Source organism: Caballeronia sp. LZ003 (assembly GCF_031451465.1).
Classification (GTDB): Bacteria; Pseudomonadota; Gammaproteobacteria; order Burkholderiales; family Burkholderiaceae; genus Caballeronia.
The window spans coordinates 1,219,283-1,235,359 of sequence record NZ_JARUXJ010000003.1; the positions used below are offsets into that span (position 1 = coordinate 1,219,283).

At 60.9% G+C, this 16,077-nt stretch carries 13 protein-coding genes; 9 read left to right on the top strand and 4 right to left on the bottom strand.

The window, feature by feature from the left end; all coding sequences use genetic code 11:
* The first annotated feature begins 247 nt into the window (after nucleotides 1-247).
* On the top strand, nucleotides 248-1,210 hold the full coding sequence (locus tag QCE79_RS22725; protein ID WP_244830144.1) for a GNAT family N-acetyltransferase: 963 nt from the start codon (nucleotides 248-250) through the stop codon (nucleotides 1,208-1,210).
* A 42-nt stretch (nucleotides 1,211-1,252) separates the two neighbouring features.
* Here the strand turns inward: QCE79_RS22725 and QCE79_RS22730 are convergent, their stop codons facing one another.
* On the bottom strand, nucleotides 1,253-2,335 hold the full coding sequence (locus QCE79_RS22730) for an EpsG family protein (RefSeq protein WP_309848112.1): 1,083 nt from the start codon (nucleotides 2,333-2,335) through the stop codon (nucleotides 1,253-1,255).
* Nucleotides 2,336-2,439: 104 nt separating this feature from the next.
* Nucleotides 2,440-3,237: a right-handed parallel beta-helix repeat-containing protein gene (locus QCE79_RS22735; protein ID WP_244830142.1), complete on the bottom strand. Its 798-nt coding sequence runs from the start codon at nucleotides 3,235-3,237 to the stop codon at nucleotides 2,440-2,442.
* A 918-nt stretch (nucleotides 3,238-4,155) separates the two neighbouring features.
* On the opposite strand from QCE79_RS22735, the gene QCE79_RS22740 reads away from it, so the two are divergent.
* Nucleotides 4,156-5,280 (top strand): glycosyltransferase, encoded by a 1,125-nt coding sequence (locus tag QCE79_RS22740; RefSeq protein WP_309848113.1) that lies wholly within the window; start codon nucleotides 4,156-4,158, stop codon nucleotides 5,278-5,280.
* Here the strand turns inward: QCE79_RS22740 and QCE79_RS22745 are convergent, their stop codons facing one another.
* Both QCE79_RS22745 and QCE79_RS22750 read right to left on the bottom strand, forming a co-directional pair.
* Complete coding sequence (locus QCE79_RS22745; RefSeq protein WP_250468423.1) at nucleotides 5,281-6,303, bottom strand: polysaccharide deacetylase family protein; 1,023 nt, start codon at nucleotides 6,301-6,303, stop codon at nucleotides 5,281-5,283.
* Nucleotides 6,304-6,470: 167 nt separating this feature from the next.
* A complete protein-coding gene (locus QCE79_RS22750) occupies nucleotides 6,471-8,285 on the bottom strand; it encodes a DNA-binding protein (protein ID WP_309848114.1) in 1,815 nt (604 codons plus the stop codon).
* A gap of 200 nt (nucleotides 8,286-8,485) precedes the next feature.
* Here QCE79_RS22750 and QCE79_RS22755 point away from each other — a divergent pair, with 200 nt between their 5' ends.
* The 7 genes from QCE79_RS22755 to QCE79_RS22785 all read left to right on the top strand — a co-directional run bounded on the left by QCE79_RS22755 (nucleotide 8,486) and on the right by QCE79_RS22785 (nucleotide 16,070).
* The gene (locus QCE79_RS22755) at nucleotides 8,486-9,361 is read left to right on the top strand and encodes a GNAT family N-acetyltransferase (RefSeq protein WP_309848115.1); all 876 of its coding nucleotides are present in this window, start codon (nucleotides 8,486-8,488) and stop codon (nucleotides 9,359-9,361) included.
* A gap of 5 nt (nucleotides 9,362-9,366) precedes the next feature.
* The gene (locus QCE79_RS22760) at nucleotides 9,367-10,293 is read left to right on the top strand and encodes a glyoxylate/hydroxypyruvate reductase A (RefSeq protein ID WP_309848116.1); all 927 of its coding nucleotides are present in this window, start codon (nucleotides 9,367-9,369) and stop codon (nucleotides 10,291-10,293) included.
* A gap of 139 nt (nucleotides 10,294-10,432) precedes the next feature.
* Nucleotides 10,433-11,863: an aspartate aminotransferase family protein gene (locus QCE79_RS22765; protein ID WP_250468427.1), complete on the top strand. Its 1,431-nt coding sequence runs from the start codon at nucleotides 10,433-10,435 to the stop codon at nucleotides 11,861-11,863.
* A 45-nt stretch (nucleotides 11,864-11,908) separates the two neighbouring features.
* A complete protein-coding gene (locus tag QCE79_RS22770) occupies nucleotides 11,909-12,406 on the top strand; it encodes an Lrp/AsnC family transcriptional regulator (protein WP_244830135.1) in 498 nt (165 codons plus the stop codon).
* Nucleotides 12,407-12,539: 133 nt separating this feature from the next.
* On the top strand, nucleotides 12,540-13,619 hold the full coding sequence (locus QCE79_RS22775; protein ID WP_309848117.1) for a tartrate dehydrogenase: 1,080 nt from the start codon (nucleotides 12,540-12,542) through the stop codon (nucleotides 13,617-13,619).
* Between the two features lie 10 nt (nucleotides 13,620-13,629).
* On the top strand, nucleotides 13,630-15,096 hold the full coding sequence (locus tag QCE79_RS22780; protein ID WP_244830133.1) for an NAD-dependent succinate-semialdehyde dehydrogenase: 1,467 nt from the start codon (nucleotides 13,630-13,632) through the stop codon (nucleotides 15,094-15,096).
* The gene (locus tag QCE79_RS22785; RefSeq protein ID WP_309848118.1) at nucleotides 15,093-16,070 is read left to right on the top strand and encodes a M14 family metallopeptidase; all 978 of its coding nucleotides are present in this window, start codon (nucleotides 15,093-15,095) and stop codon (nucleotides 16,068-16,070) included. Before QCE79_RS22780 ends, QCE79_RS22785 begins: the two co-directional genes overlap by 4 nt.
* Nucleotides 16,071-16,077 lie beyond the last annotated feature (7 nt).

The following is a 16,077-nucleotide window of genomic DNA, read 5'->3' on the forward strand; positions in this document are numbered from 1 at the left end:
GCCTGCAACACGGCGCTTCATCTGCGAGGCGGCCCGGTGCAATCGTCCATCTTTGGCGGCGAACGGGATGATCAAAGCGGCATACACACAAAGCGAACGGCTTTCATGAACCGAGTTGTGAGGGACAATGGATAACGAATGCTATTCAGTAAGCTCTTCACCTATCGAGCCAAGTTCAAAACCGGTTAAAAAGAAAATCAGGGAAAACGTCAAGAACGATTCGAGCACCACTAAAGCAGAAGGCATCGTGGAGCGCTCCATCTTTCATGAGCCCTGGTGGCTTGAAGCGGCGACCGACGGTAAGTGGGGCATTGCTGAAGTAAAGCAGGGCGATGTCGTCATTGGGGAAATGCCTTATATGTTCGAGCGTAAAGGCATCTGGCGCATATCCGTGCTGCCGCCTTTGACGCGCACGCTTGGCCCTGTCATCAAACCGCAACGTTTAGGTAGTGGCGAGCGCGAATGGTGTTATCGAATGGACATCACGAATCAGCTCGTCTCGAAGATTCCTGCGTGTGCGCATTTTCATCAATTGATGGACACGCGTATGTCGCAAGCCGAAGCTATTGCATTTTCGCTGCATGGCTTCGATGTCTCCATAGGCTATACGCTCGAGTTGCCGGCTGATCGAAGCGAAGCCGAGGCATGGTCGGCGCTACGGCGCAATACACGCAATTGGCTGCGTCGCGCCACCGAACGGCTTACCGTGCGCGAAATAAACAGCCCCGACGCCTTCACGGATTTCTACGACGCCAACCTCGCCGTGCGCAAACGCAATAACGTGTACGGCTCGCAGATCATGCGCCGCGTGCTCGGCGAAGTCATCAAGCGCAATGCAGGTGTCATGCTTGGCGCATTCGACGAGAACGGCCAACTCGTCGCCGAGACCGCACTCGTGTGGGATACGCGTGCCGTGTACTACCTGCTGTCATCGCGCGCGGCGGATGCACACGGCGGCGCAATAAGTCTTCTGATTTGGGAAGGCGCGCGCGTGGCGCGAGAACGCAAACTCATTTTCGATTTCGACGGCATTTCCACCGCTACCATTCTCGACTTTCTATCGGGCTTCGGGGGACGCCTTGTAACGCGCTATGAAATTGAACGCATGCGCGCGGATTACGGCGCCCTGCGCACCGTACTAAGAGGCGAGAAGATGGCAATCCGCACTGGCGCGCGACGCTTGCGCAAGGCAACGCTCGATAAAACGTGAATCATGCAGGCGAATGACCGCGCCATTGCTTGCCATGCGCGGTCATAAGCCGAGGAAATACGCGTACACGCCCTCGTAATAGCTCTTGATGATTTCCGCAGTCAGCACCAGCAATATTCCCACGGTCCACCAGCATACGAAGCGATTCTTGAAGCGCGTCTGCCCGACGAGAAACGGCAGCAGCAAGGGCACGCAATACCATACGCGCCCTTTGCCGAAGGGAAACAGCAGGAAGGCAAGCACCAGATAAAGCACGAGCGCGACGTCCATGAAACAGATGTCGCGCCATGCCTGAGCTTTGCCCGCCTGCTTCGTTTTCCATTCCGTATAAAGCATGACAAGTGCCGCCGTCATATAAACCACGAGGAGAATCACCAGTTTGATGGTGAAATCGTTCTGGTAGCCCGCATATTCGTCGATACGACGGCCGCCAAAGTTCTTGAAGAGAAAGCCCGCCGACGAAACCAGCACGACCGCCACCGCCGAAGCGCTTCCCAACGCGAGCCATCTGCGATTGCCCCATGGACGCATCGCGATAAGCAGGAGCGCGGGCACCGCGAACGTGGTGTGAATAAAACTTGCGAGTAGCCATCCCGTTACGGGTCTTTGATAGCGCAAGGACACGAGCATGGCGATAGAGAACGCCATCCCCTGGCGAATCTGAAAGAGTCCGACAGTGGCGAGCGCCATCGGCACGACACACCAGAGCACGAGACCCAGCAATGGCCGGCGTACTTCCAGAAGCGCAATGAAGATCAGTGCGTTGAGCAGCACCACCGTAAGTCGCACACCGGCATCGGGTGTAAAGCCCAATGCGTTCAAAGCGACGACCCAAGCGCGCCAACCGAATTCCTCGGTGATTGTGCTGATGACGAAACTAACCGTTGATTTGCGTTCCTCGTAAGTATTGAGGAACCAGTCCCACGTGGTTTTGCGGAAGTATTCGAGGTAATTGTCCTGATCGAGCAACGTCGGCACATTGCGTACGCCCGTCGCCATCACATACAGGACGACGAGCGCGAGAATGATGAACAGCAAGCCATTCGGCGTCGCCAGATAGGAATGAGCACGCGCACGAGGACGGGAAGGAGAAACGCTTCGCGCTTCCATTGCTCTTGCTCTCATCTAGGAATTCCCTTGCTAGCGCGATTCTAATGATATGGCGACAACCCGCTGAGGGTGTCGTGAGTACATGCGACCCGTCTGTACGTTGTCGCACAGCATGTGGCTTAACGGATGAGGCGTAACCCGGACACGACGATAGCCGGCCCGCGCTTATCGTAGTCGACGCTTTCGACTGAGGCTAGCCGCGAATTCACCCATACCGGCGAGACATTCGTCACGCTACCTTTCACCGTCCATCCTTTAGTGTCGAGACCGGACACGCTAAAGGCATTGTCGGAAGAAGATTCATCGCGCTGTCCGCTTATTTCTATGCTTACGGTCTTAGGCTTGGGGCCGGGCAATTCCGCGAGATAAACGAGAATGCCGATACTGCATCGGCGCGTAAGCGGATCGACAATGCGAATGTCTTCGAGCACGTCGCGATTGGAGTTCGGTTCGATATCGATGCCTGCCGAAGGCGCTGTTCCACCGATGTCTTCCCACACACCACGTTCGATCAGCACGTTCATTCCACTGATGAGCGACACACCCTGACGCCGGCACGCACGCGCATGATGATCGCGGACGACAATATTGCGGGATCGTCGCGTCGCCCGTTCATAACTATTGGCGATATAAAGGCCATCGCCCCAACAGCCGATCGTCGTGGCCGAGTTTATCGTGACATTCGTGCTCCCCGCGATGGAAATGCCCATACCGTAGCCACCGTCGTGTGTTTCGGGCGGCGCTGCGTTGAGCTCCTTGCTGCCATCCAGCGTCGCATTTTCCAGCAGCACGTTATCCGCATCCCAGATACGGATCATCTGATAAGAAGGCGTGTCGTGAGGCAACAGCTTGATCGATGCGCCATCCGCAAAACGCAGATGCGTACTACTGTGCAAATCCAGACCTCGCGTATCCATTCGACACCGACCTTCTATCAACAAGGTCTTGCCGACGGTACTGTCTATCGCGGCCTGAAGACGCGCGCGGTCATTGCTTTTACCGTCGCCTTTCACACCGAACGTGCTTGCCCGTATAAGCTCAGTCGAATCATTTGTTTGCGCATGCGCGCGATGCGGCGCAAGGGTTTGCACCAATGCACACGATGCAAAAACCTTTAATGCAGTTCTTCTATCGAGCATATCGTAATGGTTTAACGCGTTGAACAAAGCATTCACGGGATGGACCCGCATCGCGACTTACATCTTCGACTCTGAAAACCTTTAGGTCTATTGTCACGCGCTGACGCGCGTCTTAGCGGTGGCCGATCAAGCGCTCCGATCCAAAGGTTTTCATCGGACGAGATATCTTCGACGACCTTGCACGCGGGTCACGCCCACCGCTATTTCATTCGTTGTTAGTCCAATTGAAAGCCATGCTGCTTCGCTCGTATCAACGATCAGTGTCAGCATTTCGCTAACGCTTTGCCACAGGCTTGACTCGATAATGTTCAACAATGCTTAGAGCACAAAAGTCGTCTTCGAAGCGCTAGCAAATTTGAATCGATACGCGGTCTAGCCCACATTTCATCTTCAAAAAAAGATGCTCACTTCGCTGCACTCCGCGAGATGATATTTGGACTCCGAAAGGCATTTAATCATGGGGGTTTCCCTAATTAATCAGTAAATACGGCAAAAAGCAAATGGCTTGATGAAATAGCCGTTAGCCGTAAGCGCGATGTACCGCCTTGTCATCTCATTCCGTTGCTGTTCGTTTTTCAGTTTCGTCGATGTTGCGCCGCTTACTTCCTGGACTATCTGCATGCTTCGGTCTCGCCGAACGATAGTTCGTCCTCACTGAAATTAACGACCGTCCGCGTTTAAGACGAGCATAAGACAATGCTAAACCTCGCTCTCGGTTGCCTGACTTCGTTTTGTCTGACTCTTTGGATCGTGCGTTATGCGAGTCATGCGGGATCGCATTTACTCGACACCGACCTCAATGGAGTGCAGAAGAATCATGCGGTCCCCGTGCCACGCGTGGGCGGTGCGGCCATCGTCGGCGGAACGGCAATCACGTTCATGATGGGCGGCCTATTCGGTGCGAATCCACGAGGCGAGTTGATGCTGTTGTTGGCGTGCGCCGCTTTACCGTTCCTGGCCGGCTGTCTCGAAGACCTGACCAAGCATGTAAGCCCGCGTGCGCGTCTGCTCGCGGCCATGGCAGGGTCGATCGGTGGCGTCTATGCGTTGCATGCGGTATTGGTTCGCGTGGATCTGCCGGTGGTCGATCACGGGCTTCAACTCATGCCGCTTGCGGTCGGCCTCACCGTGCTGACCGTGTCGGGGCTCACGAACGCAATCAATCTCATTGACGGCATGAATGGCCTCGCATCGGTCTCGTCCATCCTGATCTTCGCTTCGATAGGTTTCGTCGCGCATCAAGTCGGCGACTGGCTGGTCATGAGCGTCGCGTTGACCATGATCGGCACCATCCTTGGCTTCGTCGTATGGAATTATCCAGGCGCCCACATTTTCCTGGGCGATGGCGGTGCATACTTTATCGGCTTCGTCATGGCCGAATTGCTCGTGCTGCTGATCGCGCGGCATCCTTCCGTGTCGGCGTGGTATGCGGCGGTCGTCGCCATCTATCCGCTCTTCGAAACCGTGTTCTCGATCTATCGCCGCAAGTTCGTGCGCGGCCGACCTGTGAGCGAACCAGATGGCGTGCACCTTCACACGCTCATCTACAAGCGCATTGCACTCAAAGGATCGGACTATAGCGATGTGCGTCAGCGCGCGCGCCGCAATGGCCGCACATCGCCTTATCTGTGGGTGTTGTGCGCGGTGGGCGTCGCGCCCGCAACGGTGTTCTGGGACCGGCCGCTTGCGCTTTTCGTCACCGGCGCGATGTTCATCGCGGTCTACGTATGGTTCTATGCAAGCATCGTGCGTTTCAGGACGCCGCGTTTTCTCACCGCGCATTCGTCGATTGCTCCGACCGCCTCCGAAACCCGCCGTTGATCACGCAGGCTCGGCGGCAGGCAAGCTTGTTTGATCGACCAATCGCGTGGCCGCCAGCTCGCTAAGCTCCTCCATGTTGAGCGAAGCGAAGCCGTGGCGTTCGCGCAGCAGAACATAGTGCTCGGCAATGCGCTCAAGAAACGCGATGTTCTGCGCGGTATTGCGGCCGAAGTTATGCGGATGCCACCAGAGGTGATAAAGGCGCTTGTTGAGCGCCGCATCGGTCATGGCATTTTTTATTCGTCCAAGGCGCAAGCCATCGAGCATTGCCCATTTGCTTGAATAAGGCCTCAGAAAACTGCTTGCCGGAAAATTGAAAGGCGCGCTTTCGAAGCATGATTCGAGCGCATGGGTATTGTGTCCGGACACGTTCATATAAGCATCGAGCAAACGCGTTGCGCGGCGCAGATAGCCTTGCCCTGCCTTGTCGGAGGCCGCATAAGCGTGACCGCCTTGTGTTCCGCGATAACACACGATGCCATGCCGCGCGAGCGCCGCAAGGTAGTCTTCATTGCACTGGTTGCGCGGAAATACGATGCTCTTCAACCGCAAGCCTGCGCGCCTGGCAACCTCCGTGGCGCATTCGATATCCGCTTCGAATTCGCGCAAGCCCTGACCTTGTTCTAGACAGTAGTAATGCGAATAGGTGTGCGTGCCGATAGCCTGACCAGGCTGCTCCGCAATGCGTTCGACGAGTTCGGGCGCGAAGTGATAAAGCGGATCGAGCGCCTGGCCTGCATCGATATATTCATAAGGGGAAATGCCTGCGCGCACGTAATTCGGCCGCAGGGAAGGCGGCGGTAAAGCCGCGCGAAGTTCATCCGCATTGCGATGAAAAAGAAAGCCTACCGTGGCCCATGTCGCGTGAATGCCGTTTGCGGCAAAGACATCGAGCATGCGCGGAATGGCCTCGCGCACGCCGCGCAGGTTCGCGCCATAGCTCTCGATGGTACGCGTCTCGCGCACGCCCCAGAGCAATTCGAAGTCAAGCGAGACCGTGAACACCCCATGGTCGAATGTCATGAAGCGGCTTTTCGTCGTGGAAGAGAATGAATCAGGCGAACGATGCTTGATGCATGCGCATGTTCGCTGATTTCCCCGCCGACGATGGTGGGCTACCGCACTTAGACGAAGCGGGCCATCGACGATGGCCCGCTTGACGTTCTCACCGAGTCCCGCTTGATTAACGCCTACTCTTCGATCTTCGAAATCGCCGAAGTAGCCGGGTCATAACGATAGCCCTTCTGCGCAAGCTGCTGGACCATCTTGTCGCCGATCACCCTTTGCTGCGCTTCACGCAACACGAGTTCATGGTCCGGCTTGAGCCGTTCGAGTTCCAGCGCAAGCCGGCGCATGAGCGCGACTTCGCCGGTGCTGCGTGCATCGATGAAGAGCAGTTTCTCGTTCGCGCCGTCGAGCCGCTGCTTCAGGTCCTTGGCATAACTGACCCATTCTTCGGCCTGCGTGCGCAGCTTGTCGTAGGCCTTCGTATGATCCTTGGCTTGTGTCGTGATCTGCCGTTGCAAAGCGGCGATCTCGCCTTCCACCGCGACGCCGCGTGCCTCGAGTTCCATGCGCTGCGAGGCGTGAGTGCTTCTTGCATCGGCTTCGCGTTGTTCCTGTTCGGCCAAACGCTCCTGCAGCAATGCCGCCTGCTGTTCGGCATTCTCCGCGCGCTCGCGGGCAGCGGCGGCATCTTGCGCGCGCTGGGCGGCGTCGGCGCTTGCCGCGTCTTTTTGCTCGTTCAACGCGCTGATCTGCGAACGCGCCGCTTCGAGTTCTCGTGCGACACGCTGAAGCTCGCCGGACTGCGCCGTGGCTTCATCGTGCTTGGCCGCGTGAGCCTGTTGCAGCTCGTTTAGCGCGCCGCGTGCCGCGTCGAGTTCGACTTCGAGTTCCGCGATACGCGCAAAACGCTCGTTCGCTTGCTGCTCGACCGCCGCCACGCGTTCGGCGGTAACGCCCGCTTCATGCGCGTAGCGTTGCGCTTCATCGGATTTCGCCTGACTTTCATGCTGCAGCGCCTCGGCTCTTTGACGCGCCTCGTCGCGTTGTCGAACGAGGCTGGCAATCTCGTCGTCCTTGCTCGCGACATGCGCGCTTAGCGCTTCATGCGCCTGCCGCACGTCGTCGCGCTCGCTCACGAAGCGCGCGATCTCCTCGTCCTTTTGCGAGACGGCCGCGTGCAAGGCATCGTTGTGCTCCTGGACGATGCGCGCGATCTCCTCGTGCTTGCCGACTGTCGCCGCGTTCAACGCGTCGTCCCGTTCGCGGACGATTCGCGCAATCTCGTCGTCCTTCGCCGCGACGGATGCCGTGAGCGCCTCATGCGCATGGCGCGCTTCGTCCCGCTCCCATGCAATTCGGGCGAGCTCGTCATCCTTATCCGAGATCGACGCGGCCAACGCTTCCTGCGAACGCTGCGCTTCCTCGAAGGAGGCGATCGCCGCTGCAAGCCTGCCCTGCTCCATCGATTCCCGCTGCGTCAGTTCCTCGACGCGCCGTTCGGCGGTCTCGGCGCGGGCGCTCACATCGGCAAGCGCACTGCGCAGATGTTCGACCGTCTGTTCCGAAGCCTGTAACGCCTGCGCCAGATTGTTGCGCTGCTGGCGCTCGCGGCCGGCTTCCTCGTCGGCCTGCTGGAAACCGGCGAGCGCTTCGTCGCGTTCCGCGAGCGTGGCCGTAAGCCGCTGATCCAACGTGCGTAATTGCGGTTGGAAGCGTTGCCCGGCCTGCTGATGCGCGCCCGCCCAAAGCTGATGCGCCGCGTTCAGAAGCGTCTCGGCGACGCCTTGCGGCAAGCTCGCTTCGTCGTCGACGGGTGCGGGCGCGGCTTGCGGCTCCTGTGCCGCTTTCCAGCGCTGCAACGCGTTTGCCACCTCGATGATGGAGCCGCTGCGGATTTCGTTCCAGACGGTCAATGGCGACAACTCGCGGCCTTCTCCGCTCAACCGTTGCGCGATCGATGCGACCTGTTGATCCGTAATGGTGCTTGACTCTGACATGTGCCCCTCAACACTGTATTTGCCTGATAAAACATCGACTGGCGTAACGTTACTACGTTCGCCGCGAGATCCGTCATTTTCCGTGCACGGCGCGGCGCCTGCCATCGCGCGAAGCCGCGCTCGCGGCGCAGCAGGATCGTCCTAGCCCGGGTCGTTCGCGGCTGTCAAAGTAGCATGCGTCCCCGTCCCTGGAGTGCGCCGTGTCCGTTGCCGAAATACGCTCAACCATTCTGTACCGACCCTTCGAAGCCCGCGACATCGACGCCGCGCATGCGCTGTCGGTCGAAGTGAAATGGCCGCACCGCGCCGACGACTGGCGCTTCGTTCTCGACGCTGGCGCCGGCTTCATCGCGCAGGAAGGCGAGCGCGTGGTCGGCACCGCCCTCTACTGGAAGTTCGGCGAGGATGCCGGCTCGCTCGGCATGGTCATCGTCGCGCCCGACCGGCAAGGGCACGGCATCGGGCGAAAGCTGATGGAACTGCTGCTCGATGCGCTCGGCTCCCGCGTCACCCTCCTGCACGCGACGCCCGCCGGACAGCCGCTCTACGCCAAACTCGGTTTCGAGCCAATCGGCACCTTGCATCAACATCAATCGGCCGATTTTCGCGCACCCGCCATTTTGCTGCAGGCCGGTGAAAGCCTGCGTCCGCTCGAATTTGCCGATACGCCGCGTCTCGCCGAACTGGCATCGCGCGCGGCCGGTGTGGATCGCGGCGCGATTCTGCAGCAACTGCTCGGCGTGGCGCAAGGCGTCGCGCTGGAATCCGCCGGCGAGATCGTCGGCTTCGCGCTGATGCGGCCATTCGGGCGCGGCCACGCCATCGGTCCGGTCATCGCCACGGGCGAAGGTCAGGAACGGTTGCAGCGCGCGCAGGCGCTGGTTGCGCATTGGCTTGCCGCCAACGAAGGCGCCTTTATCCGCATGGATACGCCGGGCGACAGCGGCCTCACGCCGTGGCTCGAAGAACTGGGACTCAGGCAGGTCGATGCGGTCGTCAAGATGGCGCGCAATGGTGCGCCGCGGCCGGACGCGTCTGTGGGCCAGTTCGGCATCGTCAATCAGGCAGTGGGTTGAATACGATGGCTCTTCTCTATAAGGCCGACCCCGAGCGCGGCAGACAGTGGGCGCAGCTTTTCGCCAGCAAGGCGCCCGAGACACCGTTTCGCCTGTGGCCGGATATCGGCGATGCCGCGTCCATCCGCTATCTGGCCGCATGGCAACCGCCCGCCGACCTCACGCGCGCGCTGCCGAATCTCGAAGTGATCTTCTCGGTGGGCGCGGGCATCGACCAGTTCGATCTGTCCGCCGTGCCGTCCGGCATCGCCGTGGTGCGGATGGTCGAGCCGGGCATCGTCGAGGGCATGGTCGAATACGTGACGCAGGCGGTGCTCACCGTGCATCGCGATCTCTTCGACTACGCGGCGCAGCAACGCGAACGCGTATGGCGTGCAATGCCGGTGCGCGCGGCATCCACGCGGCGTGTCGGCGTGCTGGGCCTCGGCATGCTCGGCACGGCCGTGCTGAAACAGTTGCACCGTTTCGGCTTTGCGTGCGCGGGCTGGAGCCGCTCGGCGCATGAACTGGAAGGCATCGAATGTCATGCGGGTGTCGAGTCGCTCGATGCCTTCCTCGCCCGCACCGATGTGCTGGTGTGCCTCTTGCCGCTCACCGACTCCACGCGCGGCCTGCTGAATAAGCGCGTGTTCGCCGCGCTGCCGCCAGGCGCGTCGTTCATCAACGTCGGGCGCGGTCCGCAAGTGAATCAGGACGATTTGCTCGATGCGCTCGATAGCGGCCATCTGCACGCCGCCATTCTCGATGTCACCGATCCCGAGCCTTTGCCCGACACACATCCGTTCTGGACGCATCCGCGCGTGCGTCTGACGCCGCATATCGCGAGCGCGACGCGGCCGGAAACAGCGGTGGACGTGGTGCTCGACAATTTGCGCCGGCATCGCGAAGGGCAGCCGATGATCGGTCAGATAGACCGCAGCCGGGGCTACTGAGGCGCCTCAGCACAAAATGCTGCGCACGCCCCGCAAAACGCCGCATATTTGCTTTTCCGCGATTTATTTGGCGATGCGCCCGACGGCGCTCCCCCGATAGTATGGAACGGTCCAGCTTACTTCCGAGAAGAGCCCGCTCATGTCGAATCAATCCAAGCAAGCCCTGGTCGAATCCGACCGCAAACATCTGATTCACCCAGTCGCAAGCTACCGCGCCCATGAAGCACGCGGCGTCACCGTGCTCGATTCGGCGGACGGCGTCTTCTTGCGCGATATCGAAGGCAAGGAACTGCTCGACGCGTTCTCCGGCCTCTGGTGCGTGAACACGGGCTATGGTCATGCGAGCATCGTCGAGGCGGCCTCGAAACAGATGGCGCGTCTGCCTTACGCCACCGGCTACTTCCACTTCGGCTCCGAACCGGCTATCGAACTGGCCGAAAAGCTGGTCGATCTCGCGCCGGCATCGCTTACGCATGTGTACTTCACGCTCGGCGGCTCGGATGCGGTCGATTCCGCGCTGCGCTTCATCACGCACTACTACAACGCGACCGGCCGTCCGGCGAAGAAGCACTTCATCGCGCTGGAACGCGGCTATCACGGCTCGTCGTCGGTTGGTGCGGGGCTGACCGCGCTGCCCGCGTTCCATCGCAACTTCGATCTGCCGCTCGCGACGCAGCATCACATTCCCTCGCCGTATGCGTATCGCAACGACTACGCGGACGACAACGCGCTCATCACCGCGTCGGTGGCGGCGCTGCGGGCCAAGGTGGAAGCGCTCGGCGCGGAGAACGTCGCCGCATTCTTCTGCGAGCCGATTCAAGGTTCGGGCGGCGTGATCGTGCCGCCTGTCGGCTGGCTCAAGGCCATGCGCGAAGCATGCCGCCAACTGGACATCCTCTTCGTCGCCGATGAAGTCATCACCGGCTTCGGGCGCACCGGCCCGCTCTTCGCGTGCGAAGGCGAAGGCGTGGAACCGGACTTGATGACGGTCGCCAAGGGCCTGACGGCAGGTTACGCGCCGATGGGCGCCGTCCTCATGTCCGATGCCGTCTATCAAGGCATCGCGTCGGGTACGAACAATGGCGTGGCCGTGGGTCACGGTCACACTTATTCGGCGCATCCGGTGAGCGCGGCGATCGGTCTCGAAGTCATGCGGCTTTATCACGAAGGCGGACTGCTCGCAAACGGCCAGGCGCGGGCGCCGCGCTTTGCCGAAGGGCTCGATTCGCTGCTTGCGCATCCGCTCGTCGGACATTCGCGGCATCGCGGTCTGCTCGGCGCGCTCGAACTCGTCGCCGACAAAGAGACCAAGCGCGGCTTCGACGCCTCGCTCAAGCTGCCGGACCGCATCGCCGCTGCCGCCTACGGCAACGGCCTCGTGTTCCGCGCGTTCGGCGACAACATCCTCGGCTTTGCACCGGCGTTGTGCTACACGGAAGCCAATTTCGACATGATGTTCGAGCGTCTCACGAAGACACTCGACGACGTCCTCGCACAAGCGGAAGTGCGCGCGGCGCTGGGCGGCGCGGCAGGCGGTGCAACGGGATTTAATCGTCGCGTGGCTGCGTGATACCATCGACCGACTTCTCCGACATGTCCCGCCCCGCCTCCCACGATGAGCACCGACTGCAAGCTGGACCGAATCGACCTGCGCATCCTCTCGCAATTGCAAAAGCGCGGACGCATCACCAATGTCGAACTCGCCGATGCAGTCGGCTTATCGCCAAGCCCTTGCCTGATTCGCGTGAAGCGTCTAGAAAAGGCGGGCTATATCGTGGGCTACGGCGCGCAGATTCAATTGGAGAAGCTCGGCGACATTCAGGTGGTCTTCACCGAAGTCACGCTGGCGGATCACCGGCGCGAAGACTTCATCAAGTTCGTGAATGCAGTGAAAGACGTGGACGAGATCGTCGAATGTCATCTGGCGAGCGGCGGCTACGACTATCTGCTGAAGTTCGTCACGCGCAGCGTGAGCCATTATCAAAACATCGTCGAAGGGCTGCTGGAGCGGGATATCGGCATCGAGAAGTACTTCAGCTACGTCATCATCAAGACGGCGTTCGCGAAAACGCATTACCCGCTCGAAACGCTCTTCTCGCCAAGCCAGCACTGACCACCGCAACGCGCATTCACGCGCGTTGTTATCCTTGTTTCCTGTATTGAAGCTTCGAACGCTCGCGCCGCGGGCGGGTCGGCGCACGACCCTCGCGCGCGTGGTTCCTGACTAAACGAAAGCGGAGATCCTCATGTCCAGCAAATATCGTATTGCGGTTATTCCCGGCGATGGCATCGGCAAGGAAGTGATGCCCGAAGCCATTCGCGTGCTCGATGCCGTAAGCAAGCGCTTTGACATTGCGCTCGAATACAAACATATCGAATGGGCGAGCTGCGATTACTACGCGGCGCACGGCCAGATGATGCCCGACGACTGGAAGGCGCAACTGCAGCACACGGACGCCATTCTGTTCGGCGCGGTGGGCTGGCCGCAGACCGTGCCCGATCATATTTCGCTGTGGGGTTCGCTGCTCAAGTTTCGCCGCGAGTTCGACCAGTACATCAACCTGCGTCCCGCGCGTCTTTTCGAAGGCGTGCCCTCGCCGCTCGCGAATCGCAAGGCGGGCGACATCGACTTCATGATCGTGCGTGAAAACACCGAAGGCGAGTATTCGTCGGTCGGCGGCGCGATGTTCGAGGGCACGGAACGCGAGTTCGTCTCGCAGACCTCCATCTTCACGCGCAAGGGCGCGGAGCGCGTGCTGAAGTTCGCGTTCGATCTCGCGCAACGCCGCGAAAAGACCATCACCGTGGCGACCAAGAGCAACGGTATCTCGATCAGCATGCCGTGGTGGGATGCGCGTGCCGCGGAGATCGCGGAGCAGTATCCGGACGTCAAGTGGGACAAGCAGCATATCGACATTCTGTGCGCGCGCTTCGTCTTGAGCCCGGATCGCTTCGATGTGGTCGTTGCCACCAATCTCTTCGGCGACATTCTTTCGGACCTCGGGCCGGCGTGCACCGGAACCATCGGCATCGCGCCTTCGGCCAACATGAATCCAGAGCGCAACTTCCCGTCGCTGTTCGAGCCGGTGCATGGTTCGGCGCCCGATATCGCGGGCAAGGGCGTTGCGAACCCGATCGCCATGATCTGGTCGGCCGCGATGATGCTCGACTTCCTCGGCAACGGCACGGGCAAGGAGCGCGAGGCCCACGACGCGATCCTCGCCGCCATCGAGGCAACGCTCAAGGAAGGCCCGCATACCGGCGACCTGGGCGGCAAGGCAAACACGACGCAAGTCGGGCAAGCCGTCGCGCAACGTCTGCTTTAAAGGAGCCGCCATGAGCCATACATTGAGCGATCTGATCCGCGCCGATAATTTCATCGATGGCAAATGGGTGGCGGCCGCCGACGGCAAGCGCTTTGCCGTGACGAACCCGGCGACGGGCGAAGTCATCGTCGAAGTAGCCGACAGCGGCGCCGCCGATGCCCGCGCCGCCACCGATGCCGCCGCGCGCGCGTTTCCCGCTTGGCGTGACACGCTGCCGAAGGATCGCGCGGCGGTGCTGCACCGCTGGCACACGCTGATCGTCGAGAATGCCGACGCGCTCGGCGAACTCATCTCGCTCGAACAAGGCAAGCCGCTTGCCGAAGGTCGCGGCGAAGTGCTGTACGGCGCGTCTTATGTGGCGTGGTTCGCCGACGAAGCCACGCGCATTTACGGCGACATCATTCCGCAACAGCAGCGCGGCAAGCGCATGAGCGCGGTGAAAGAACCGGTGGGAATCGTCGCGGCCATCACGCCGTGGAACTTTCCGCTCGCGATGATTGCGCGCAAGATCGCGCCCGCGCTCGCGGCGGGCTGCACGGTCGTCGGCAAGCCAGCCGAAGACACGCCGCTGACCGCGCTTGCGCTCGTCATGCTCGCGCACGAGGCGGGCGTGCCGGCGGGCGCGTTGAATCTCATCAGTTCGTCGCGGGAGAGCGCGGTGCCCGCGGTCGCCGACTGGCTTCAGGACAGCCGCGTACGCAAAATCACCTTCACGGGTTCGACTCCTGTCGGCAAGTATCTCGCGCGCGAGTCGGCGGATACGCTGAAGAAGCTCTCGCTCGAACTCGGCGGCAATGCGCCTTTCATCGTGTTCGATGACGCCGATCTCGACGCGGCGGTGACCGGCCTGATGGCCTCGAAATTCCGTAACGGCGGACAGACCTGCGTGTGTCCGAATCGCGTGTTCGTGCAGTCCGGCGTGTACGAGCGCTTTGCGGACTTGCTCAGTAACCGCGTCGCTGCATTGAAGGTTGCGCCCGCGACCGACCCGAAAGCGCAGATCGGCCCGATGATCAACTCGCGCGCGGTCGACAAAATCGCCCGCCATGTCGATGACGCCGTCGCGCGCGGCGCACGCGTGCTCGCGGGCGGCAAGCGGCTCACGGAACTCGGGGCGAACTACTACGCGCCGACCGTGCTCGCCGATGCCACACCCGACATGCAACTGAGCTGCGAGGAAACCTTCGGTCCTGTCGTGCCGCTCTTTCGTTTCGACGACGAAGCCGAAGGCATTCGCGCCGCCAACGACACGCCCTTCGGCCTCGCATCGTACTTCTACAGCCAGGACGTGAAGCGCATCGACCGCGTGGCGCGTGCGCTCGAAGCGGGCATCGTCGGCATCAACGAAGGCGCGCTCGCGAGCGAAGCCGCGCCTTTTGGCGGCGTGAAGGAATCGGGCTACGGCCGCGAAGGCTCGAAGTACGGCCTGGACGACTATCTGTCGATCAAATATCTCTGTCAGGGCGGTCTCGAATGAACGCGACGGCTTATCCCATTCAGGTCACGTTTCCGGACATCAGCGCGCATGAGGCCGGCAACACCGGCATCCCTTATGTGCATACCTTCGATTCGGGCGTGGCCGGTCCTCACGTGATGATCAACGCGCTCACGCACGGCAACGAAGTATGCGGCGCGATTGCAGTCGATGAACTCCTGCGCGCGAAAGTGCGCCCGCGGCGCGGCAAGCTCACGCTCGCGTTTGCGAATGTCGATGCCTATCGACGCTTCGATGCCGCGAAGCCGGATGCCTCGCGCTTCGTCGATCAGGACTTCAACCGCGTGTGGACCGCGCAGACGCTCGACGACACCTCGCGCGATTCGAGCGAACTGCGCCGCGCCCGCGCGATGCGTCCGGTCATCGACACGGTGGATCTGCTGCTCGACCTGCATTCGATGCACGAGAAGAGCGCGCCGCTGATCGTCGCGGGACCGCTCGATAAAGGCATTGCGCTGTCGGCGCAACTCGGCACGCCCGCGACCGTGATCTGCGACGAAGGCCATCCGGAAGGCCGCCGCATGCGCGATCACGAAGGCTTTGGCGATCCGGCCAGCGAGAAGAACGCGCTACTGATCGAATGCGGACAGCACTGGGAAGCAAGCGCGGTGGACGTGGCGCGCGACGTCACGGCGCGCTTTCTCCGCCTTGCCGACGTGCTCGATGAGGCCGATCTTCCCATTGGATGGATCAAGCCGTCACCGCCGGAGATGCTGATCGTGCGCGTGACGGAACCTGTCGTGGCAAAGAGCCTCGACTTCCGTTTCGCCGATGCCTACACCGGACTCGAAGTCTTTCCGGAAGCCGGTAGCGTGATCGGCTGGTCCGAAGGCGAAGCGGTCCGCACGCCCTATGCCGATTGCATGCTCGTCATGCCTTCGCTGCGCCAATTGCGCGCGGGCGTGACGGTGGTGAGGCTTGGGAAGATAGAACAGCGTATCGCTGCATCGCAATAACATTCGA

Excerpts from the sequence above, each read along its gene's own strand:
- QCE79_RS22775 (WP_309848117.1), top strand. The coding sequence starts at position 12,540 with ATGTCCAGCAAATATCGTATTGCGGTTATTCCCGGCGATGGCATCGGC.
- QCE79_RS22735 (WP_244830142.1), bottom strand. The coding sequence starts at position 3,237 with ATGGATACGCGAGGTCTGGATTTGCACAGTAGTACGCATCTGCGTTTT.
- QCE79_RS22740 (WP_309848113.1), top strand. The coding sequence starts at position 4,156 with ATGCTAAACCTCGCTCTCGGTTGCCTGACTTCGTTTTGTCTGACTCTT.
- QCE79_RS22750 (WP_309848114.1), bottom strand. The coding sequence starts at position 8,285 with ATGTCAGAGTCAAGCACCATTACGGATCAACAGGTCGCATCGATCGCG.
- QCE79_RS22785 (WP_309848118.1), top strand. The coding sequence starts at position 15,093 with ATGAACGCGACGGCTTATCCCATTCAGGTCACGTTTCCGGACATCAGC.
- QCE79_RS22745 (WP_250468423.1), bottom strand. The coding sequence starts at position 6,303 with ATGACATTCGACCATGGGGTGTTCACGGTCTCGCTTGACTTCGAATTG.
- QCE79_RS22760 (WP_309848116.1), top strand. The coding sequence starts at position 9,367 with ATGGCTCTTCTCTATAAGGCCGACCCCGAGCGCGGCAGACAGTGGGCG.
- QCE79_RS22765 (WP_250468427.1), top strand. The coding sequence starts at position 10,433 with ATGTCGAATCAATCCAAGCAAGCCCTGGTCGAATCCGACCGCAAACAT.
- QCE79_RS22780 (WP_244830133.1), top strand. The coding sequence starts at position 13,630 with ATGAGCCATACATTGAGCGATCTGATCCGCGCCGATAATTTCATCGAT.
- QCE79_RS22730 (WP_309848112.1), bottom strand. The coding sequence starts at position 2,335 with ATGAGAGCAAGAGCAATGGAAGCGCGAAGCGTTTCTCCTTCCCGTCCT.
- QCE79_RS22770 (WP_244830135.1), top strand. The coding sequence starts at position 11,909 with ATGAGCACCGACTGCAAGCTGGACCGAATCGACCTGCGCATCCTCTCG.